Here is a 21,062-nt window from a genome sequence, read left to right as displayed (position 1 = left end):
GGCAGGCCAATCGCTCGCATGAGCCGGTCCGCAACCACTGCGGCACGAGCCATGTAGCCCGAATCCTCCAGCACAGCCAGGCATAAGAACATTAACGCCATCAGTGGCGCGAAGGTCAGAACCATTCCGACGCCACCGATAAGGCCGTCGACAATCAACCCGTGAACAAACGGATAGTCAAGTCCCAAGGCCTGAAGTAAGGATGTCGCCCCATCACTGACGGGCCCGCTGAAGAAGTTATCCAGCCAATCCTGCAGAGGTGCGGCGACCGTCGTCGTAATTTCGAAGACGCACCACATAGCCGCAAGGAAGATAAGCGGCCCTGCGATGGGGTTAAGAACAACGCGGTCGATTTTTTCCGAGACGGACCGGGTGTGATCGTTGTGGATCGTTGCCTTCGAGACGGCTTTATCAATCCAGCTGAAACGTGCGTCGGAGACAGCCAGTTCGCGGTCCGGACCCTCTAATTCATCGGGAATGTGCTGGCAGCACATGGGCCGTACGGTGTCGGCCGGCATCTGTAACTGCTTTTCAACGGCAGATGCCAGCTCACCGACGCGACGTTTACGCGGATCGACCGCGACGACGGGAACCTGAAGCTTCCGCGACAGCACATCGGGGTCAATCTCGAACCCCTGGTTTAGTGCAACATCGCCCTTGGTGAGGACGACAACCATACGATACGGGTGCTCAGCGACTTGCGCCGCGAGATAGAGGCCACGCGAAATTGTGGCGGTATCTGCAACGACGATGACCAGATCTGGCCGCTCCTCCACGTCACGTTCCAAAAGGAGTTCACGTGTGAGAGCTTCATCAGGGCTCATCGGGTCGAGCGAGTAAGCGCCCGGAAAATCGATGACGTCATAGACTGTTTCGCCCGAGCCGTGTGAGGTCTCGGAGTGGTGTCCACCCTTTGTCGATTCTTCTGCCTTCGGCTCCTCGTGCTCGCTGGAGCAGTGAGGGCATGTATCCGCCGAATCCACCGAAACGGAACCTGCGTGCTCGTCGCACGTGTCTGCGTGATCGACAGCGCTGTGCTTGTCCTTCTTTACTTTCCATGCACCACGCGAAACTGAGACCGTCGTGCCCGGCCAGTTGCCCATTTTGGCTTTTGCACCGGTGAGGGCGTTGAACAGGGTTGACTTACCGGCATTCGGCGCACCGACGAGGGCAATGACTGGTGAGCCCTTCGGCGCCATGGCCGTTCCGTGGCTTTCGCAGTGACAGGATGGTGCGTCGGCAAATTGTGTTGTGAGGTCCTTGGTAGATGTGGCCGTCGCCGTGCTGGACGTTGCGACACCGCCCTCCGTCTGAGGACCTAAAGAGTCATTCATTTTTCCTCCGAGAATCCCCTACCGTCATGGGGAAATGACCTCTATGACGAGGTCGAGATGGCAATGTGCTTGAGAGTAAAAGCATCGAGCGCGTATCGAGCGTCAAGAACCTTCACGATGCGGCCGCCGCCTGCGGCGTTTTGAGCCACATAAACGGTAGTACCTTCGCGCAACCCCAGTTCACGGAGTCGACGAGCAAAAAGAGCATCGACGTCGGAACCCACAATCGTTGCGGAATGTCCTGGTGGCACGTCGTAAAGAGTGCTCATGGCGGGCGAAGAAGTAGTTGCGTAACGGTCCGAGCGACTCATGGAAATCTTTCCCATTCCAGGTCTCCTCATCGGCGTGCACCTTGCACTACCTTTCACAGTGCACGGTGACCACGTTTCCATACTTGCCAGAGAGAGGGAGCCATCTGGAAGGCTCACCGAGGGGTGGTCTGCGGGTGGTTGTCCTCGGTCTGGTTTTCCTTAACTAATTTTTAGGTCTTCCAGAATTGTGGTTCTGTTCGGCCTATAACAGTTTTCATGGTAGCACGACACAAACGGGCATAAACAAAAAAATGAGGGAAACAAACAAACACTGTGAGCAAACCCGTGAACGACTGAATTCATAAGAGAGCTAGAATCGACTTCTATGAGCACACCTACCGAAACCCCCGCTGACTCCCAGACTGCGGGAGCACGTACCACGACGGGGCTCACAGCACTTGGAATGGGGGGCGTCCCCTGGCAAGAGCTTTTAGAAAAAGCCTACTCAACCGGCACTTTGTCTGTCACCGGTGAACTATCAGGTGGACAATTGCTCGCGTTTAATGACGTCAGTGGAGCACAGTTATTCATCCTTGCCGCCCCACCGTATGCCGCGTATGCCGGCTTCGATGCATTGACCGAATGCGAAGCGGAAATTTCGATGCTATCCGACGTCTTGGCGCTGCTCAGCGTTCATGATGACGAGGGCAACGTTGTGTGTGACATTGCCGCCAACCTCGCCCAAGGTCCGCTTCTGGTTGATGAACCCACCCAATTGGGAACGGTCAATCTTTCTGCTCTTGGTGTTGACACCCACGTCTACTCCGACGAAAAAGCGTTCTCCGACGCCGGCGGAGCAACGACCGGTTTTGTTATCTCGCACGGTGCAGCCGTGGTCAATGCGGGATCAGGCGATACCGAGCCGTCAGCCGCAGGTGACGTATCACTCGTCGTGACATCCGCAGAAAAACGGACGAATGGCCTCACGGGCGAATCGTTCTGGCACGTCAATGTCGACGCGCCATTCCCCGTCGATCTGTGTCTTCCCGAATCTGCCGCCGAGAGCATCAGTGAGGGCAATATTGTCGCCGGTCGGGTGCTATTCACAGCGTCCGTCGCGGCCGATACCACCGCTGGCGGGTGCTGCGGTGGTGGAGGCGGCGGCTGTGGCTGCGGTGGCTGCGGATGTGGTGGCCATTAAAAGTGACCAGCTCCCCTACCGATAAGGATGGTGTTCCGGCGCTGACGTCACCTCACCGTGATGTCCGGGTATGGCGTCTTATCTCTCTGAGCGCCATCCTCACCGTTATCGCCCTGTGTCTGATCATCATTTTCCACTGGCTCGGCTTTGGGCTTGTTCTCGCGTGCGCTGTCGTCGCCATCGTTATCGCACGAACGTCAACATTCTCCGCCGAACAAGAACAAGTTCGTCAGTCCATTGAGTTGTCAGCTGCGGACATCACTGCAGTTCTGGACCAGTGGGAATCATTTCAGAACGGCACGTCAGCCCAGGCTGTTACCGATCGATCCACGCATTCCGTGCTCTTAGATGATTCTCACCAGGAGAATCCGATCATTAGTCGGTTCCACAAAGCCAGGGTGTCGAGCGAATTGTTTATCGACGATCTTGAGGGTGTCGTTACTCACGCACGCACCATTCACATGCTGGAGCACATCCTCTCAGCAACAGATGAGATGGCGCGCGAACTACAGGAAGCGTGGGCCGAGGCTCGGCAGTACGCGAGCCATGTGGATAGTCCAGTGGTACGGCTTCCTGAAAGCCAGACACGTACTAGCCCGACTAGCCCGTCCACATATGGATGGACTCCTGGGGCTTCTAGCTATAGGTCGTCTTTTCCACGCAATGCTGGCGCATAATGCGCCGAGGCGTATTCACGCAATTGGTCGATATTAATTGTTCCTGACGCAACAATTACCGACGGACCTTCCAGGGTGGCCTGTTCATCTTTTATCGTGACTGTGACCTCACCCCCGGGAACGACGACGTGGACCGTGCCGTCGACCTGACCTCGGTCAGCCAAGGCCGCCACTGCTGCCGCGACCGTTCCCGTCCCGCATGATCGGGTCTCCCCCGACCCGCGCTCATGGACGCGCATCGACACAGTGCCATCACCATCACGGCTGTCATCCGCGTAAAGAGGGGTGAGAACCTCGACGTTGGCTCCGTGCGGGAAGAACTCGTCGTCAAGAACAGGCTTGAGGTGAAGAGGAAGCTCGCGGAGACCCGCGTTGTCAAGATCGGGAATAACGCACGCTAAGTGGGGGTTGCCTACATCAATCCCCACACCGGCAAACCTCTGTCGATCAAATGCGGCTACTGACTGACCGATAATGCCGACACGGCCCATATCGACGGCGATCCGCGCTGATGAGTCAGTCGTTTGTGCCGGATTGACGACGGTCAAGCGCTTCACTCCCGCTCGCGTACCAATCGAAAAATGGGGCGAATCGGTCACGAGGTTGTGCGCGAATAGATAGTGCCCAAATACGCGAGAGCCGTTTCCACACATTTCAGCGATCGACCCATCGGCATTGCGGTAATCCATGAACCACTCGGGTGTATCTTCTGGTGCCCCATCGCCGGACTCACCAACAGCCTCTCGTGCAATGATGCCTTTATCGATCAAAGCTTCGGTGCGAGCAATGCGGATCACACCATCGGCACCCAACCCGGCGCGACGATCACACAGGACACGAACGACTGCTGGGTCGAGGTCGATATCGGCGTCGAAGTCTGGCAGGAGGATGAAATCATTCTCTGTGCCGTGGCCTTTACTGAAGGGGGTTGTCTGTTCGGGCATGGGGCCATTCTAGACGTGGTTGTCGATGATCGACGTCGCTTCGCTGACGGTGTCCCCTGCCGCGTCGATCCAGTGGGTTCGTGGGTCGCGACGGAACCAGGAGCGCTGTCGTCTGACATAGCGACGGGTTCCTGTGATGGTGGACGATATGGCTTCGTCAGTTGTTATGTCGCCGGCCAGCATGGCAAGTACTTGGGAGTATCCGATCGCTCGCCCGGCGGTGGATTGTGCAATGAGCCCGTGCCGGGTGAGGCCGTCGACTTCCTCAATGAAGCCCCGGTCGAACATGGTGTGGGTGCGTAATTCTATTCGCGGGTTCAGCCACTCTGATGATGTTTGCAATCCGATGATGAGTGTTCCCCATCGGGCTGGTGCATTGATGGGTGGCTGGGATGCCGCGAAGGGCTTCCCGGTTAATTCGATGACTTCCAGGGCTCGGACAGTCCGACGCGGATCGTTAACTTCGATTATTTCTGCGGCCGCTGGGTCAATAGCAGCAAGTTCCTTGTGCAGCTGTTGAACACCTATCTCGTCGAGACGCTGTTGCCATTTGGCCCGAACTACAGGATCGGTGGGTGGGAACTGCCAATCATCGACGAGCGACTGGACATACAGCATGGAACCACCCACCAAAATTGGTGTTTTCCCTCGTGACCGGATGTTTTCAACATCGTCGACGGCGGATTGTTGGTATTTCGCGACGCTCGCCCGCTGGGTGACATCAAGTTTGTCGAGCTGATGATGCGGGATGCCCTCGAGCTCTTCAGGCGTCAACTTTGCCGTGCCGATATCCATCCCCCGATAGAGCTGCATGGAATCGACGTTGACGATCTCTCCGTCATAGCGGTGCGCGAGCGCAAGGCCCAATGCCGACTTGCCCGACGCGGTGGGACCGACGACGGCCACGGGGAAAGGCAGAGATGCGGGCACGTTATCATCCTGTTCTACATCACGGTGGTGAGCTGCCATACGCCACAATGGAAACCTATTCCTCCATAGGCCGGTGGCCCATCCTGGGCGAGTGAATCATCCTGCGCGGGCGGCCCACCCTGTTGCTCGGCGGTGGTATCGGCGCGGTCATCGATGGAGGACCAGTGATACAGCGTACTCACTCCGGAAGAGTGGGATCGACAAAAGTCAGCCCACGCGATCCATGGTTCCGGATCAATCCCGCAGTGTGCTGCAGCGGCCACGTCAAACAATGGTGACGACGCCTGAGCCGCGGGATCGATAACAAAACGCCGAAGTTTCTCCTCGACAGCCCACGCTCCGGGCACGTCGCCTAAAGGTGCGTCGGGGTGAAGTCCCGCTCCCCCGTCGGCGGCAATCAGAAGTGGCCCATCCAGCAGCGGCCCATCGTCGGCAAGAAACTGCACGTCGTGAATGTCGACGCTGAGGATCTCACCGTCGTATCCCCACCGTTGAAGAAGGGCCCGCAAAACGAGATCGGGTAAATACGTTCCCGCTCCCACGTTCACGTCAATTCCCCATGCCTTGAGAGACCCAACGTGGCGTGTCGCCATGGAGTCGTCGGGGTGGAAGGCAATAGTGATGGGCCCGTCGGTAGGAAGTATCCACTGCCGGGCACGGTCAATTTCTGTGCGGAGTTGTGCCGGGTACTGGGCGTGACCAGTCGCTTCGGGGATAAGCAGAGGAGTTGGCGGCAGAAGTGCGACAATGCGTCCCCGGCGCATCCCAGGCTTGGCGTCGGAGCTATCGGTTGGATCGGGTCGTCGATGCGAGGCGGGTGTGGTCGACGAAGCCGGTGAAGCCGAGTGGGAATGGGTCACATCACTACCCTAACGGGTAGACTCTCGGCGGGAAGTCGTGCAGTCTAAACAGTGGATTGTGTTTGGCAGCCGTGCCGCGCGGCAAAGAAAGAAAGAGTGAGGAACACCGGCCCATGACTACTTCTTCGGTCCCTTCAGCGCCTATCCCTGGACCCCGAGGCGCTCATCCCACACCGGCATCCATGTCTGGCCATGCAGCGACGACGACACCGCCCCGCCGGACAAACAACCCCGAAGACCACGGACGTATCGACGATGATGGAACAGTCTGGCTAATCACTCGTGACGGTGAGCGCGCTATCGGTGAGTGGAAAGCCGGCTCGAAGAGCGAAGGATTCGCTTTCTTCGGCAAGCACTTCGACAGCCTGCAAACAGAGGCGGATATCCTCCGCGTACGTCTCCACACCCACCCCGAGGAAGCTGCCAACACTCGCAAGTCCGCCGAGGAACTACAGGCTAAACTCGCCGAATCAGCTGCTCTCGGTGATGTCGATGGTCTTAATGACCAGCTCAGTTCAATTATCGACGACAGCTACACCGTCGCTGAACAAGCCGAAACTGAAAAGGCTCAGCGCCGGGAGAACGCGATTGCCCAGCGTGAAAAGCTTATCGACGAGGCTGAGCGCATTGGTTCGGATTCGAAGGAGTGGAAAGAATCCGGCGATCGTCTGCGCGAGATGCTGAACGAGTGGAAGAGCATCCACGGTATCGACCGGAAAACGGACGACGCGTTGTGGAAGCGTTTCTCTGCTGCTCGTGAGCAGTTTTCGCAGCGCCGCGGTGCACATTTTGCCGAGTTGGATCGGAAACGCGACGAGGCTCGTCGCCTCAAGGAAGGTATCTGCGAGAGAGCGGAGAAGATCCAGGATTCGACGGAGTGGAGAGAGACCGCACGTCAGTTCCGCGACCTCATGACGGAGTGGAAAGCTGCTGGCCGCGCGCCACGGGGTATCGATGACAAGCTATGGAAACGCTTCCGCCATGCCCAAGACACGTTCTTCTCGGCACGGAAGGCCGTTAATGAGGCTAAAGACCGTGAGTATGAATCCAACGCTGAGAAGAAAGACCAGCTCATAGAGCAGTACAGCGACAAGATTAACCCTGAGGAGAACTTGGACGCTGCTAAGAAAGCTCTCCGCGAATTGCAATCGCAGTGGGAAAGCATCGGATACGTGCCGCGGGGTCGTGTCCGCGAATTCGAGGATAAGATCCGTGCGCTCGAGAATCGGGTCAGTGACGTCGAGAATGAGCAATGGCGGAAGACTGATCCTGAACGGCAGGCTCGCGTCGCCCAGTTTGAGGCTAAAGTCAATGAGCTTTCAGCGGCAGCGGACAGTGCTGAGAAAGCCGGGAACAGCAAGAAAGCCGCCGATCTTCGAGCTCAAGCCGAGCAGTGGGCGCAATGGGCTCAGACTGCTCAGCAAGCAGTGGACTAATTAGCGACGGGCGACGGATGCAATAACCAGCACACTGAAAACTGAAAAGCCCCACGGATAACCGGGCCTGATGCCCGATATTGATTCGTGGGGCTTTAGTTCTGAATTGTGGGAGTGCTGAATCAAGGATCCTATTTATCCGCAGGCGGTTGTTTCCGCTTGCGTTGGTTTTCCGCCACTTGGTGTGCGCGCTCCCTGGCTCGTGCACGTCGGTTATCCACCGGCTCCCTGTACTCCTGAACGGTCAATCCCGTCCGAAGATGCTGCTGGGCAGCCCGCGCTTCATCATCACGGTCTGCTTCTTCACGTCGAATTTCTGCCAAAACACGCTGGAGAACTGATCGGCGGAAAACGACGGTAGAGATGGTTGCGAAAATAACGATGATCGCAGCGAACCCAACGATGAGCCCGAACGAGGGTCCAGATCCCGGCTCTGTCGGTGGACGTGACTGCCGCATCCAGATCGCGAAAACACCGAATACCCAGCCGACTCCGGACACAACCCACGTCACCCAAGCCACGAGAGTGGAGCGCGAAACGATCACGCCGATGGGTAAGAAGATTCCCCCGACCAGCGCCAACCACACGTAGATACGCTCGGGCCACGTCGTGACCATCTCTTGAGCACGGTCAGAGTAAAACAGGACGTCAAAGCCATACACGCTCCCCGAGTGTGGGAGGAAGATGGCGAACAACGTCCCCAGCATCCCGAGCAAGAAAAAAGGAAGCTGACGGTTGATTACCACGGTTCTCGACGCCAAGCGTTCTTCCACATTGATGTTGGCGCGTTTGCTTTCGCCGAAAGCTCGGAGCGCTTCTCTGCGCTCCTCAGCCGTCATCTCTTGGGGCTTTTTCGCAGGTTGATGCCGCTGAGCCGAACCGTCGCCATCACTACGTCCAGACCTCTTCTTCATTGCCATGCCTCTTACCCTAATCCGTAAACCTCATTCGTGATGCTTACCAAGCTTGGCTACCTTTTCATAGTCTTGATCGTTGGCATTCCCAGACCCACACCGCGTGGCGTCGGAGCGGAAGCAGCCTCAGTCCGGTCCCCCGCCGGCATACGACGATGGGCGAGAACGCCCGAGTCAGACAACAGGAAGTGAGAGCGTGAATCAGTGATACGCACCCACACCACGTCTCCTGCGCGGATCGCCTGATCAACACCCGGTTTCACGCACTCTTCAACGGAGACTCCGCTGGGAGTCTTCGGATGCGCCATAGGAGTTGCTCCGATGGAATTCCATGCTCGCGCTGTTTCTTCCATCGACGCAGCATCAGGGGCAAAGTGCACCAGGCGACCGTCGCGTGTTCTCCCGGACAAACGATGTGTTTGAGCCGAGCGTCGACCGTCGTCAGCCTGAACAAGGACCTCGACGACGTCCCCCACCATCTCAGCATTGAGCTCGGCGCTGATTCGCTCTTGAAGCTCAACCAGCCGCTCATATCGATCCTGCACCACGGCCTTCGGTACCTGATCATCCATCGCCGCTGCAGGAGTTCCGGGACGCGGCGAGTACTGGAACGTATATGCGCTCGTAAACCGTGCTTTTTCAACGAGGTCAAGCGTCTGTTGGAAATCTTCCTCAGTTTCTCCAGGGAAGCCAACAATAATGTCGGTCGTAATGGAGGCCTGAGGGAGCTTCTCACGTACTTCGTCCAGGATCCTCATAAAACGCTTCGTCCGATAGGAGCGACGCATCTCTTTGAGCACCTTGTCTGAACCCGACTGCAAAGGCATATGCAGCTGCGGGCACACGTTGTGAGTCTCCGCCATCGCGTCGATGACATCAGAGGTGAATTCGGCAGGGTGTGGGCTGGTGAAGCGGACGCGCTCCAGGCCCTCGATATCGCCACATGCGCGCAGCAGTTTTGAAAATGCGCTGCGGTCACGCTCTAGCGTCGGGTCCTCAAAGTGAACTCCATAGGCGTTGACGTTCTGGCCGAGCAGAGTCACTTCGCTCACGCCGTCGTCGACAAGAGTTTGTACTTCCGCCAAAATATCACCTGGTCGGCGGTCTTTTTCTTTCCCGCGGAGGCTAGGAACGATGCAGAATGTGCAAGTGTTATTGCACCCGACAGACACACTCACCCAGCCGGAATAGGCGGAGTCACGTTTCGCGGGAAGGACCGAGGGGAACTGCTCTAACGCGTCAGCAATTTCCACCTGGGCTTCATGATTGTGCGCAGCACGCGCCAGAAGAGTCGGGAGCTTCCCAATGTTGTGGGTACCGAACACGACGTCGACCCAGGGTGCTCGCTTAACAACGACATCCTTGTCTTTCTGCGCCATGCACCCCCCGACCGCGATTTGCATGTCGGGCTTCGTATCTTTGACCGATTTCAGTTGTCCCAAGGTGCCGTACAGCCGGTTATCCGCATTCTCACGTACTGCACACGTGTTGAACACGACAACATCGGCAGGGTCGTCACTACCAACGGGCACGTAGCCGGCTTCCTCCAAAAGCCCGGCCAGCCGCTCCGAGTCATGCACATTCATCTGGCACCCAAAAGTACGCACTTCATAGGTGCGCGGGCGGGTGGTCGTCGTCGAAACCGAGGAATGCGGAGAAGCAGTGAAATCGTTCATGGTCTGTAAATGATTAATTGACATATCAGGGGTTGTGCCGTTCATCGCGGACTATCGTACTGGTCACCCCCGACAGACGGGGAATTGGTTACGGTGTTGTTAAGTTTTTGTTTCCCACACAGCTTTGGCTAAAGAAACCCTTTAAGTTTTTCCGTATGCCAGAAGTTTCCGGATCCGACGTCACAGCGCCGTCGACACACTCCATTCCCGCGCACGCTGCAGACAGCTCTGCACCTCATCCCGACGCTGAAACGGCTGCCAAAGATCCTGGGCATCGCCCGCCGATGATCTCAATGTCCCATGTCAACAAGTATTTCGGCGACTACCACGCACTCCGCGATATCAATCTGACAATTCCTGCAGGACAGGTCGTGGTTATTCTCGGCCCCTCAGGTTCGGGGAAATCGACTCTATGCCGAACGCTTAACCGGCTCGAGACTATCGACGATGGCGAGATCGTGATCGATGGAGAGGCCCTCCCTGAAGAAGGGAAGAGCCTGACTCGGCTGAGGGCTGAAGTCGGCATGGTTTTCCAACAGTTCAATCTGTTTTCGCACAAGACGATCCTCGATAATGTCACTCTTGGCCCTATCAAAGTGCGGAAACGGAGTAAGGCCCAAGCTAAGGATCGGGCTATGGCTTTGCTCCGACGGGTCGATATTGATAGCCAGGCACACAAATATCCCGCCCAGTTATCCGGTGGTCAGCAGCAGCGTGTCGCCATTGCCCGAGCCCTCGCCATGGACCCCAAAATCATGCTTTTCGACGAGCCGACGTCTGCTCTCGACCCGGAGATGGTGAACGAGGTTCTCGACGTCATGGTCGGACTCGCTCGAGAGGGTATGACGATGGTGTGCGTGACCCACGAAATGGGTTTCGCTCGACGCGCCGCTGATCGTGTGTTGTTTATGGCCGACGGCGCCATCGTCGAAGACGCCGATCCGGAATCATTCTTTACGAATCCCCAGACGGACCGGGCCAAAGATTTTCTCTCCAAGATCCTCGGTCATTAAAAGGGGCGTGAAGAATGACACGAATGCAGTTCGCCGGCCGTCATATCGGCCAGTTTGTTACCTATTTCCGACGGGGCACGTGCCGACGCCACTCTTTCCGACGTCACACCCGCGTGCGCGCGATGATGGCCGCGGTGACCGCCCTTGTTTTCGTCACCCCGACGCTCACCGCGTGTGGGTCGTCGGAGCCCGTGAGTGTCCTCGACGAAATTAAAGCCGGGCATATCGTCGTCGGCACGAAATATGACCAGCCGGGTATGGGAATGCGCACGCCGGATAAGAAATTCGTCGGTGTGGATCCGGATGTCTCGCGGTATGTGATTGACCATATCGCAGAGAAAAACGGTTGGGATAAGCCGAAGATTACGTGGCGTGAAACGCCATCTGCGCAGCGAGAAACGCTGATTAAGAATGGCGAAGTGGGCATGATTACAGCCACGTATTCCATCAACAAAGGGCGCGCGAATGCGGTCGCTTTTGGTGGGCCATACCTGGTCACCCATCAGGCGTTACTGGTGAGGGATAAGGACACGGGGATCAAGTCTCTGACAGACCTCAATAAGGGGAAACGTTTGTGCTCTGTGAGTGGGTCCACTCCTGCTCAGAAGGTCAAAGAGGCACTTCCCGAGGTCCAATTACAGGAGTTCGATTCCTACTCGTCATGTGTGGAAGCGCTCCACCAAAAGAAGGTTGACGCCCTGACCACCGACGCCACCATCTTGTATGGGTTTGCGACCCAGTATCCGGGCGAATTCCGCGTCGTCGATATGAAACAGGATGACGGATCGTGGTGGACCGATGAGCACTACGGGATCGGTCATGCGAAGGGCGACACCAAGTCGACCGAGGCAATCAACGATGCCCTGAAAGACATGTGGGCGTCTGGAGCTTACGCGTCCATTGTTCACAAGAATCTTGGCAACGACTTCCCCGTGGGCGATGAACCCGCCATCGGCGATCTCAGCTTTTTGCAGAAGGGATAGGGGGATCAATGGAGACAACGACTTTATGGGGTGACCTCAGCGATACGCTATGGCCTGCATTCTGGGTCACCATCAAACTCACGGTGTACTCAGGGATCGGTTCACTGATTCTGGGCATCATTCTGACCGCCATGCGAGTGTGCCCCGTCGGGATACTGCGTACCTTATCGTCACTGTTCATTACTGTGTCGAGGAACACTCCCCTGACGCTGATTGTGTTGTTCTCATCGATCGGGCTCTACCAGAACTTGGGCCTGACGCTTGCCCCTGAGAACGACAACTTCATTAAAAACAACAACTTCTGGTTGGCGGTCCTGGCCTTTATTATCTATACCTCGGCTTTTGTCGCGGAGTCCTTGCGGGCGGGCATCAACACAGTGCCCTTCGGGCAAGCGGAGGCCGGCCGATCACTGGGGCTGTCTTTTGGCCAGAATTTCTCTGCCATCGTTTTTCCCCAGGCGTTTCGCGCATCGATCGTTCCGTTGGGCAACACCCTGATTGCGTTGTCCAAGAACACGACTATCGCGTCCGTCATCGGTGTGGGCGAGGCATCTCTGTTGATGAAGTCGACGATCGAAAACCACGCCGACCAGTTGTTCTTGGTGTTCGGCATCTTTGCTCTCGGCTTTATCATCTTGACCCTGCCGATGGGGCTTTTCTTCGGCTGGGCTGGTAAACGATTGGCGGTGAAACGATAGTGAGTACTCGCGCAACTGTCCTTTATGACAACCCTGGCCCACGCGGGCGTCAGATCAACCGCATTCTCACGGCCATTACTGTCGTGGTTGCTGCCGTTGTCATCGGGTGGACGATCTCGGTGCTGGCCAAGAACGGCCAGTTGGAGACATCCAAGTGGGATCCGTTTATTAAGTCGACCACCTGGACGACGTATATTCTCCCCGGCCTGTGGGGAACGCTGAAAGCCGCCTTTGTTTCCATTATTTTGGCTATGCTTCTTGGAGCGTTACTGGGAACTGGGCGTTTGCACCATCGGTGGATCGTTCGCCGGATCTGCGGGGTAATCGTCGAGTTCTTCCGCGCTATTCCCGTGTTGATCTTGATGGTCTTCGCCTACCAGCTTTTCGCTGAATACGCGGTGTTCCCCTCAGAGCAGTTGGCTTTCGCTGCCGTTGTTTTTGGGCTGACCTTGTATAACGGAGCGGTCATTGCCGAGGTCCTTCGTTCGGGGATCGAGGCGCTCCCGAGCGGGCAATCGGAAGCCGCTTTGGCGCTAGGCTTGACTCACCGGCAGACGATGCGAATCATCCTTCTTCCTCAGGCTGTGGCCTCGATGCTCCCTGCCTTGATCGCGCAGATGGTGATTGCGCTCAAGGACTCCGCATTGGGTTATCAGATCGGGTATGTGGAAGTGGTGAGGTCTGGCATTCAGTCGGCTTCGTATTACCGAAACTTCCTTGCGGCGCTCGTTGTTGTTGCCGTGATCATGATTATCGTCAACATTGGGCTGACGAAGTTCGCGGAGCGAATCGAGCTTCAGCTGCGGGCTGGGCGTGCTCGGCGCAATATTGTGGCTCATGTTCCCCACCAGAAAGAGCAGGGCGTGGAGACCAAGGATGAAGCCGTGGTCGACTGGCATGACCCGGCCCACCGCGATCTACGCAGCACTTTCGAATAGTTACAGCACGCTCTGTAGGTTCCCGGCGATGTTATTCCCCGTCGGGATCACTGCTCAATTCGGTGATTCTCTCCTCCACGACGTCATGAGCGATCCGCTGTGACATCCCCGCCGGAAAGCCTCGCCGTGCCAGCGCTGCGCCAATCCGTCGGAGATGGGCATATTTTTCTTTCCGATCGGCGGGAGCCGTCCGAATTCGTCGCGCGCGGTCTTCTGCAACGCGACGAGCTAATTGCTGTTCATCGTCGTCACTGACCTCGGCTAGCGCATGATCGCAGTCGGCGGAGGAGACCCCTTTTCTTCGAAGCTCTTCGCGCAGGACACGGCGAGATTTTCCCCGACGCGTTCTGCGTTGCCTCACCCATTCTTCGGCAAATCGGCGGTCGTCAATCAGTCCGCTTTCGACAAGGTCGGCAATGACTGTGTCCACGCTAGCCCGGGGAAACTCGGCATCGAGGAGACGATCCCTCAGCTCCTGCTCTGATCTAGCCCGGTGATCCAACAGGCGCAATGCTCGCGATCTAACAGGTCGTACAGCATTTTCTTCTTGCGCAATAGATCTGCTGGTGTCCACGCGAGAGATGGCTTCGCTGAGATGCCCGATAATGTCAGCGGTGGACTCAGCAGAGTTATCACTGTCACTGGACTTAGGCATCGCCTAATTTAGCCCTTTCACATTTATTCGTCGTCGTCATCGAAGTCCACATTCGGGACGACATCGATCGGATCGTCATCAGAGCTGGTGCTTTCTGATTCCGCCGCATCATCATCAGTGACATTCGCGTACGGCCCGACCTTGGCGGCCCTCATGATTTTATCTTCGATAGTCCCGGCGAGGTCACTATTATTCTTGAGATAATCGCGGACCTTTTCTTTACCCTGGCCGAGCTGTTCGCCTTCATAGGTGTACCAGGAGCCTGATTTCTTGATGATGCCGTAGTCAACACCCAGGTCGATAATCGAGCCCTCTCGCGAAATACCTTCGCCATAGAGGATGTCGAACTCGGAAACCTTGAACGGCGGCGACACCTTGTTCTTGACAACTTTTAGTCGCGTCCGGTTACCAATGACGTCTTGGCCATCTTTCAGAGCCTGAATACGGCGAATATCACAGCGAACGGAAGCGTAGAACTTGAGCGCCTTACCACCGGTGGTGGTTTCGGGCGACCCAAACATCACACCGATTTTTTCACGCAGCTGGTTGATGAAGATGGCGGTTGTGCCCGACTGAGACAGCGCGCCTGTCATCTTTCGAAGAGCCTGGCTCATCAACCGAGCCTGAAGCCCCACATGACTATCGCCCATCTCGCCATCAATTTCCGCCTTCGGGGTTAGTGCAGCCACCGAGTCGATGACAATGATGGCTAAAGCGCCCGACCGGATGAGCATGTCGGCAATCTCCAAAGCCTGCTCACCTGTGTCCGGCTGCGCAACAAGCAGCGCGTCGGTATCGACCCCGAGCTTACGGGCATATTCAGGATCCAAGGCGTGCTCAGCGTCGATAAAAGCAGCAATGCCACCGTCTTTTTGAGCTTCAGCAATCGCATGAAGAGCAACTGTGGTCTTACCTGACGATTCTGGGCCGTAAATTTCTACAACGCGGCCACGGGGGAATCCGCCAATCCCTAACGCAACGTTAATCGCAATGTTGCCTGATGAGATCGAGCTAATCGGAGGACGCTTATCATCCCCCAAACGCATGACCGCGCCTTTACCAAAATCTTTCTCGATCTTCGCTAAAGCCGTGTCGAGGGCTTTCAGGCGTCCGTCGCCACTACTCTGATTTGTTTTCTTTTTCGTTGCAGTTTTACCTGCCATTGTCCACCAATCCTTCATCGAAGTCAGAGCACTACCGCTGGTATCTAGCAACCTGACCTAACAACACAACATGTACCTGATGACAGCCATTCACCTGGTCACAGCACAATACGTTCTCAAACCAGCACGACTGCCCTCATCACACGGAATAGACGATGTTACTCCGGTTCTGGTTCCAAGATAGAGAATATTCTGGCGTCGGACACGGCAACACCGCTCTTCATCATACGCAAACGTATGTTCGATTCAAAACGCCGCCACCCGGCGTCTAGCTATTGGCCGCGCTCCACTATCGACGTTCATTCCTTGAGCAATACTAGTGTTAGCCATACTTTTTATTACGATGTCAGCTATGGGTGATAAAACACATAACGCTGGTTCTACCTCCACCTCTGCTCCCCACCAGCAATCATCACGCCGATCTTCATGGTCGAGCCGGGACGTCGCATATGTAGCAGTCTTTGCCGCACTCTTCATTGCCATGGCCTTCGTCTCTATCCCGATAGGAGTGGCCGGCGTTCCTATTGTCATGCAGAACGCAATCGCGATTATGGCGGGAATGATTCTCGGACGCCGTCGCGGAACAGCTGCCATCGGGCTTGTGCTTATCCTTGGCCTTATCGGTCTACCGGTACTTGCGGGTGGGCGATCTGCACTGTCGGCTTTTGCTGGCGTTAGCGGCGGATATGTTATTGGTTACCTGATTTCGGCATGGGTATGTGGGGCGATCGCAGAAATAACTCCGCGTCGTCGGCCGCTCCAAACAATTCTCTTTGTCATTGTCAGCGTGCTCGGAATTTTCGTCCAGTACTTTTTCGGCGCTATATGGATGGTTGTCATCAAAGGCTTTAGCCTGAAGGCAGCATTGACAAGCCAACTCGCCTTCATTGGCCCCGACCTGGTGAAGATGATTGTTGTCGGACTCATCGCTTCGGGAGTCGCGGCTGCTTTCCCTCGTTTACTACCCGAACCTCGCTAATGAATTCATCCCTCACCCCACCCATTATTCAGTTCGACAATGTCACAGTGGCTTTTGATGAACGCACAATTCTCAATGACATTTCCGTTAAGCTTTCGGAACGACGAATAGCCATTATCGGAGCAAATGGATCCGGAAAATCCACCTTCGTGCGCATGATTAACGGGTTGGGAACGCCGGATCACGGAACAGTCACCGTTAACGGGCTCAATCCCCAGACCGACGGCCGCGATGTCAGAAAAAAGGTGGGGTTTGTTTTCTCCGACGCTGAAAATCAAATACTGATGCCGACGGTGTACGAAGATATCGAGTTTTCTTTACGAAACATGCGCGTAGATGGCCATCGCCTTTCTCGTCGTGAAAAGAACGATCGCGTCATGGCGATGCTCAGCCGGTTTGGATTGGATAAACGTGCGCAGGCATCGCCGTATCGGTTATCCGGTGGCGAAAAGCAAATGCTGGCACTGGCTGCGGTGCTCATTGGGCAACCACTGACAATTATTGCCGACGAACCAACAACGCTTCTTGATCTATCCAACAGGCTTAAACTTGGACGCTTGTTCGATAGCCTCCCCCAACAACTAATTGTCGCTACCCACGACTTAGATTTTGTGTCCGATTACGACCGTGCGCTCTGGATCGACGGTGGGCGTATCCGGGCGGATGGGCCCGCGAATGAGGTGTGTCGAACATACGAGGAAGCAATGCGCGCTAGGGACCAAGCCTGACAAAAATGAAGAACAAGAGTAATTCTCGTACTCCCCGACAGTGGTTGACTATGCCTCTCGGCCACTATGTTGATAAAAATACCGTCGCCCACCGGCTTAAACCCACCACGAAGATCGTATTCATTATGGTCATGGTGGTAATCATCACAGTCCTGTCACGGACGATAGGGAGCCACGTCACCACACTCGGCCTAGCGCTTCTCGGAATTGAAATCCTCGTGACCGTCGGTGTTTTTGCCCTCGCCCGCATACCACTCAGCGTCGCAGCATCGCAGCTATTGCCCGTGATCCCTGTTCTTGCGTTTATCACCGTATTTCAGGCTTGGAGCGCGGGATGGTGGTCGGCTCTGTCACTGGCAACATCATTGTTGGTCAGCGTAGCTCTGGCATTAATTTTGACTCTGACAACGCGAATCGGCGACATGATCGAGTCGCTTGACCGCGCTCTCCGCCCCCTTGCGCGTTTTCACGTCCCTGTGAACGCAATCAGCGTGGCCATTGCCATCACTATTCGCCTGATACCTCTTCAGATGGAGAACATCCGCGTGGTCATTGAAGCTCGCCGTGCTCGATCCTCACGGGGACTGCGCGCTTTCGCTCTTCCTGTGATTATCCATTCGATTCGACGTGCCGAAGCAATGGGAGAAGCCTTAGAAAGCCGCGGATTTGATGACTGGGATCCGACGGCGACCGAGTATGACTCTCAGGAGTAAGCACTGAAAAAGCGCGGTAGCGACCCCCTCACTACCGCGCTTGTCAACATAGCTATGGCAGGCTAGTTTCCTTCGCGCAACTGCCGCAGCTTCTCAGCCACTGCATCCTGCGAGACATCGTCCCCCTGGGAAGAGCGAGTAAATTCACCATGGACGGAATTATCAATATCGCTACCGTTCTGGGGGGACTGTTCCAGCGAACGCTGAGAGGAACCGGCAATGCTGCGGTCAGCATTAGCCCCAGAGCGCCCACCGTTATTCATCGACGCACGAATTTCTTCCAAGCGAGAGTGCCCTGCCATCTGCACGCTGGCCTGCTGCACCTCTACCATGCGGTTTTCGACTGAATTCTCCGCCAGTTCAGCCCGTCCCAACGCATTTGAGTAACGCTTCTCGATCTTGTCTCGCACCTGGTCCAGGTTCGGCGAGTCGTCGTTAGCGGTGAGCTTGTTCATCGAGGAGATAGAATCGGCAACCTTCTCCTGCATCTTAGCCTGCTCTAGCTGGCTCAAGAGCTTTGTGCGCTCATCAGTCTTCTGCTTCAAGGCCATCGCATTGCGCTCGACCGCGGCCTTGGCCTGCTTAGCTTGCTGTAAAGCCTGATCATGGAGCTGTTTGAGGTCTTCTACTGACTGCTCCGTCGTTACCAATTGAGCAGCAAAAGCTTCCGCGGCGTTTTCGTATTCAACGGCCTTCGATGAATTGCCTTCGCTCCGGGCCTTGTCCGCTAAAGACAGAGCCTGGCGGGTATTGCCCTGCAGCTTTTCCACTTCTGCCAGCTGTCGGTTAAGTTTCATTTCCAGTTGACGCTGGTTGCCAATGACAGCTGCGGCCTGTTTCGACAGTTCCTGGTGTTGTTCCTTCGCAGCCTGAATGGACTGCTCAATTTGTACTTTAGGATCAGCTTTCTCTTCGATCTTGTTGTCGAAGAGAGCCATCAAGTACTTCCACCCTTTTGAAAACGGGTTCGCCATCGTGAAAACCGGGACCTTTCTACGCAGAGCTGCTCAGCAACCGATGCTGACAATAACAACGTGGATGAACAACAAGGATGGCACAGAGCACGTGGGTGACTACTACACGGTGGCGTCGAGCTCGTGCCTGAAATCAACTGCTTCCGCCTCCAGGGCCATAATGCTAATGCACTCCAGAAGAACATCTGAAACGCGGACTCCAAGAGCATGACAAACCGAGGCTAAGAGTTCAGACGACACTTCTTTACGGCCACGTTCAATCTCTGACAGGTAACCGGGGCTCACCGACGCAACATCCGATAGCTCTCTGAGCGTCATCGACGCACGAACACGGAAAGCTCGGAGCGCCTCACCCAACGTCTCACGCAGGAGAGGCTCAGGTGTTCCTGCCGACGAACCAATAGTGCCGTCGAGAGGGGTCTCACGGTCGTGGCTAAGAACGGGGCTATTGCCCTGTGATTGATGGTGCGGAAAAAGAGCAGGATTATCTAGAACGGTGGTCTGAGTTCTCATCACTGTGTGTAACGAATCTTTGCCCACTTTTGTTCCCATCATTGCTATTTTCTATCGACGCTGTTTTCCGTCGACACTATTTTCCATCGACATCGAATTCCGCTAACCAGTCGCTGCACGAAGATAACGCCGCGGATACAGACAAGCGTCGAATGGTCTCGCGATCTCCACCGATAAGGATATCCGACGTAGCTTGTTTATCTGCATAATTGTGGCGAAAAAGCACATTACCAGCAAGCTGTGCCGTGGCTTTTGTGCCATCTGCGATGCCGATGAATACTTGTCCCACCGGCTTACCCTCTTGAGGCTCTGGCCCAGCGACGCCTGTCAAGGCGACCCCAAGTGTTGCCCCACATGCCTCACGAACATGAGCGGCTAAGTACCTCGCGGTGGTTGGTGCCACTGCCCCGTCGGTATCGAGGACGTCACGGGGAACCCCGCCAAGACTCGCTTTGAGCTCTGTCGCATACACGACGACGCCACCACGTAAGACGGCTGAAGCGCCGGGCACAGTAGCCACCGTCGCACTCAACAAACCGGCTGTTAACGATTCTGCACACGCAATAGTCACTCCCGACGACGAAAAACCATGGACGACGCGTCGTGCGGCCTCAGACAGCTCATCATCAGTAGGGCGAGCGAACTCAATAGCGCTATGAGGCGCAGAATTTGGCACCTGGACCACTTCTTTCCATCCACTAGTGGATGACTACGAACATCGCGCGACTACGCCGACGTCGTCGCAGATGATGCTGCTCGTGATTGCCGCGAATCGAGCAAATATTGAATTCCGGTCACCACGGTGACGATGACGGCAGCGGCCATGACGATACCGGTGAGCCAGTCGGTCCATCCCGGCAAAGGCATGAGGAACAAGCTGACGGCTAGCGACTGTAGCGCCGTCTTCAGCTTTCCGCCCTTAGACGCGGGAACCACGAGCCCGCGGTGAAGCATCGCCATTCTCCACAGAGTGATACCAATCTCGCGGATCACGATCAGACATGTCACCCACCACCAGAGATGGCCGATGATATTTAGCCCCACCAGTGCAGAGATCATCAGCGCTTTGTCGGCAATGGGATCCGCAATCTTGCCAAAGTCGGTGATGAGGTTACGTGATCTGGCTAGTCGTCCGTCGACAAAGTCGGTGACCATGAGCGCGATGAACATGAGCAAGGCCAGCCAACGCGATGCAGCTGACTCTCCCCCGTTCCAGAGAAGGAGCCATACGAAAACCGGGATAAAGACGATGCGGATGACCGTGAGAACGTTGGCAATGTTCAGCAGCTTTGCGCTTTCTTGCGTGTGACGTGGAGCTGGCTGCGTATAGTCACTCACCTCGTGGTTGTCACTCGCAGCTTCCGAAACCGTCGGCCCATGAGCCTTGTCGTCTGACGCGTTCACACTTAAACCTTACCGCTTACTACAACGATGAAACCGTTTTATCACCAAAATTGGTTAGCAGCCACCCGTATCGTTCGA

Annotated in this window: 23 protein-coding genes; 10 read left to right on the top strand and 13 right to left on the bottom strand. The window is 55.9% G+C overall.

Going from position 1 to position 21,062, the window contains the following annotated elements; genetic code table 11:
* The coding region (locus tag Q3981_RS00890) for a FeoB small GTPase domain-containing protein (protein ID WP_303123049.1) at positions 1-1,334 on the bottom strand (1,334 nt) is incomplete at its 3' end.
* Positions 1,335-1,375: 41 nt separating this feature from the next.
* A complete protein-coding gene (locus Q3981_RS00885) occupies positions 1,376-1,660 on the bottom strand; it encodes a ferrous iron transport protein A (protein WP_303122942.1) in 285 nt (94 codons plus the stop codon).
* Positions 1,661-1,970: 310 nt separating this feature from the next.
* Here Q3981_RS00885 and Q3981_RS00880 point away from each other — a divergent pair, with 310 nt between their 5' ends.
* Together Q3981_RS00880 and Q3981_RS00875 are read left to right on the top strand one after the other, a co-directional pair.
* Complete coding sequence (locus tag Q3981_RS00880) at positions 1,971-2,786, top strand: hypothetical protein (RefSeq protein WP_303122940.1); 816 nt, start codon at positions 1,971-1,973, stop codon at positions 2,784-2,786.
* Entirely contained in the window at positions 2,771-3,463 is a 693-nt protein-coding gene (locus Q3981_RS00875; protein WP_303122938.1) for a hypothetical protein, read from the top strand. Before Q3981_RS00880 ends, Q3981_RS00875 begins: the two co-directional genes overlap by 16 nt.
* On the opposite strand, the gene dapF is transcribed toward Q3981_RS00875, so the two are convergent.
* The 3 genes from dapF to Q3981_RS00860 are packed head-to-tail and all read right to left on the bottom strand — an operon-like array spanning position 3,427 to position 6,197.
* Positions 3,427-4,407 (bottom strand): diaminopimelate epimerase, encoded by a 981-nt coding sequence (dapF, locus tag Q3981_RS00870; protein ID WP_303122936.1) that lies wholly within the window; start codon positions 4,405-4,407, stop codon positions 3,427-3,429. The genes Q3981_RS00875 and dapF overlap by 37 nt on opposite strands.
* A gap of 9 nt (positions 4,408-4,416) precedes the next feature.
* Positions 4,417-5,325, bottom strand: coding sequence for a tRNA (adenosine(37)-N6)-dimethylallyltransferase MiaA (gene miaA, locus Q3981_RS00865; RefSeq protein ID WP_303123047.1), 909 nt, complete (start codon positions 5,323-5,325; stop codon positions 4,417-4,419).
* Between the two features lie 26 nt (positions 5,326-5,351).
* Complete coding sequence (locus Q3981_RS00860; RefSeq protein ID WP_303122934.1) at positions 5,352-6,197, bottom strand: hypothetical protein; 846 nt, start codon at positions 6,195-6,197, stop codon at positions 5,352-5,354.
* Between the two features lie 113 nt (positions 6,198-6,310).
* Between Q3981_RS00860 and Q3981_RS00855 the strand changes: the two genes are divergently transcribed.
* Positions 6,311-7,633 carry a DUF349 domain-containing protein gene (locus Q3981_RS00855; protein ID WP_303122932.1) on the top strand — a complete coding sequence of 441 codons (1,323 nt, stop codon included), beginning with the start codon at positions 6,311-6,313 and terminating at the stop codon, positions 7,631-7,633.
* Positions 7,634-7,764: 131 nt separating this feature from the next.
* Here Q3981_RS00855 and Q3981_RS00850 read toward each other — a convergent pair whose 3' ends face one another.
* Positions 7,765-8,553, bottom strand: a complete 789-nt coding sequence (locus tag Q3981_RS00850; protein WP_303122930.1) for a hypothetical protein — start codon at positions 8,551-8,553, stop codon at positions 7,765-7,767.
* 50 nt (positions 8,554-8,603) lie between these two features.
* A complete protein-coding gene (gene miaB, locus Q3981_RS00845) occupies positions 8,604-10,223 on the bottom strand; it encodes a tRNA (N6-isopentenyl adenosine(37)-C2)-methylthiotransferase MiaB (RefSeq protein WP_303123045.1) in 1,620 nt (539 codons plus the stop codon).
* A gap of 284 nt (positions 10,224-10,507) precedes the next feature.
* On the opposite strand from miaB, the gene Q3981_RS00840 reads away from it, so the two are divergent.
* The 4 genes from Q3981_RS00840 to Q3981_RS00825 all read left to right on the top strand — a co-directional run bounded on the left by Q3981_RS00840 (position 10,508) and on the right by Q3981_RS00825 (position 13,855).
* The gene (locus Q3981_RS00840; protein ID WP_303123043.1) at positions 10,508-11,236 is read left to right on the top strand and encodes an amino acid ABC transporter ATP-binding protein; all 729 of its coding nucleotides are present in this window, start codon (positions 10,508-10,510) and stop codon (positions 11,234-11,236) included.
* Between the two features lie 122 nt (positions 11,237-11,358).
* Complete coding sequence (locus Q3981_RS00835; RefSeq protein WP_041629361.1) at positions 11,359-12,219, top strand: glutamate ABC transporter substrate-binding protein; 861 nt, start codon at positions 11,359-11,361, stop codon at positions 12,217-12,219.
* Between the two features lie 8 nt (positions 12,220-12,227).
* Positions 12,228-12,917 (top strand): amino acid ABC transporter permease, encoded by a 690-nt coding sequence (locus Q3981_RS00830; RefSeq protein ID WP_303122928.1) that lies wholly within the window; start codon positions 12,228-12,230, stop codon positions 12,915-12,917.
* Entirely contained in the window at positions 12,917-13,855 is a 939-nt protein-coding gene (locus Q3981_RS00825; protein WP_303122926.1) for an amino acid ABC transporter permease, read from the top strand. Before Q3981_RS00830 ends, Q3981_RS00825 begins: the two co-directional genes overlap by 1 nt.
* A gap of 31 nt (positions 13,856-13,886) precedes the next feature.
* Here the strand turns inward: Q3981_RS00825 and Q3981_RS00820 are convergent, their stop codons facing one another.
* Entirely contained in the window at positions 13,887-14,510 is a 624-nt protein-coding gene (locus tag Q3981_RS00820) for a regulatory protein RecX (protein WP_303122924.1), read from the bottom strand.
* 23 nt (positions 14,511-14,533) lie between these two features.
* Positions 14,534-15,673, bottom strand: a complete 1,140-nt coding sequence (gene recA / locus Q3981_RS00815; RefSeq protein ID WP_221926722.1) for a recombinase RecA — start codon at positions 15,671-15,673, stop codon at positions 14,534-14,536.
* 343 nt (positions 15,674-16,016) lie between these two features.
* Here recA and Q3981_RS00810 point away from each other — a divergent pair, with 343 nt between their 5' ends.
* The 3 genes from Q3981_RS00810 to Q3981_RS00800 are packed head-to-tail and all read left to right on the top strand — an operon-like array spanning position 16,017 to position 18,093.
* Complete coding sequence (locus Q3981_RS00810) at positions 16,017-16,652, top strand: biotin transporter BioY (protein WP_303122902.1); 636 nt, start codon at positions 16,017-16,019, stop codon at positions 16,650-16,652.
* Positions 16,652-17,380 (top strand): energy-coupling factor ABC transporter ATP-binding protein, encoded by a 729-nt coding sequence (locus Q3981_RS00805; RefSeq protein WP_303122900.1) that lies wholly within the window; start codon positions 16,652-16,654, stop codon positions 17,378-17,380. Before Q3981_RS00810 ends, Q3981_RS00805 begins: the two co-directional genes overlap by 1 nt.
* A 5-nt stretch (positions 17,381-17,385) precedes the next feature.
* Positions 17,386-18,093: an energy-coupling factor transporter transmembrane protein EcfT gene (locus Q3981_RS00800; RefSeq protein WP_303122898.1), complete on the top strand. Its 708-nt coding sequence runs from the start codon at positions 17,386-17,388 to the stop codon at positions 18,091-18,093.
* Positions 18,094-18,155: 62 nt separating this feature from the next.
* Here Q3981_RS00800 and Q3981_RS00795 read toward each other — a convergent pair whose 3' ends face one another.
* The 4 genes from Q3981_RS00795 to pgsA form a co-directional block, all read right to left on the bottom strand.
* Positions 18,156-19,067: a PspA/IM30 family protein gene (locus Q3981_RS00795; RefSeq protein WP_303122896.1), complete on the bottom strand. Its 912-nt coding sequence runs from the start codon at positions 19,065-19,067 to the stop codon at positions 18,156-18,158.
* 102 nt (positions 19,068-19,169) lie between these two features.
* Entirely contained in the window at positions 19,170-19,580 is a 411-nt protein-coding gene (locus Q3981_RS00790; RefSeq protein ID WP_303123040.1) for a helix-turn-helix domain-containing protein, read from the bottom strand.
* 76 nt (positions 19,581-19,656) lie between these two features.
* Positions 19,657-20,199: a CinA family protein gene (locus Q3981_RS00785; protein WP_303123038.1), complete on the bottom strand. Its 543-nt coding sequence runs from the start codon at positions 20,197-20,199 to the stop codon at positions 19,657-19,659.
* A 107-nt stretch (positions 20,200-20,306) separates the two neighbouring features.
* On the bottom strand, positions 20,307-20,918 hold the full coding sequence (pgsA, locus tag Q3981_RS00780; RefSeq protein WP_303123036.1) for a CDP-diacylglycerol--glycerol-3-phosphate 3-phosphatidyltransferase: 612 nt from the start codon (positions 20,916-20,918) through the stop codon (positions 20,307-20,309).
* Positions 20,919-21,062 lie beyond the last annotated feature (144 nt).

It is taken from the genome of Corynebacterium sp. (assembly GCF_030530965.1).
Taxonomy (GTDB): domain Bacteria; phylum Actinomycetota; class Actinomycetes; order Mycobacteriales; family Mycobacteriaceae; genus Corynebacterium.
This window is presented reverse-complemented; position numbering and strand designations above follow the sequence as displayed.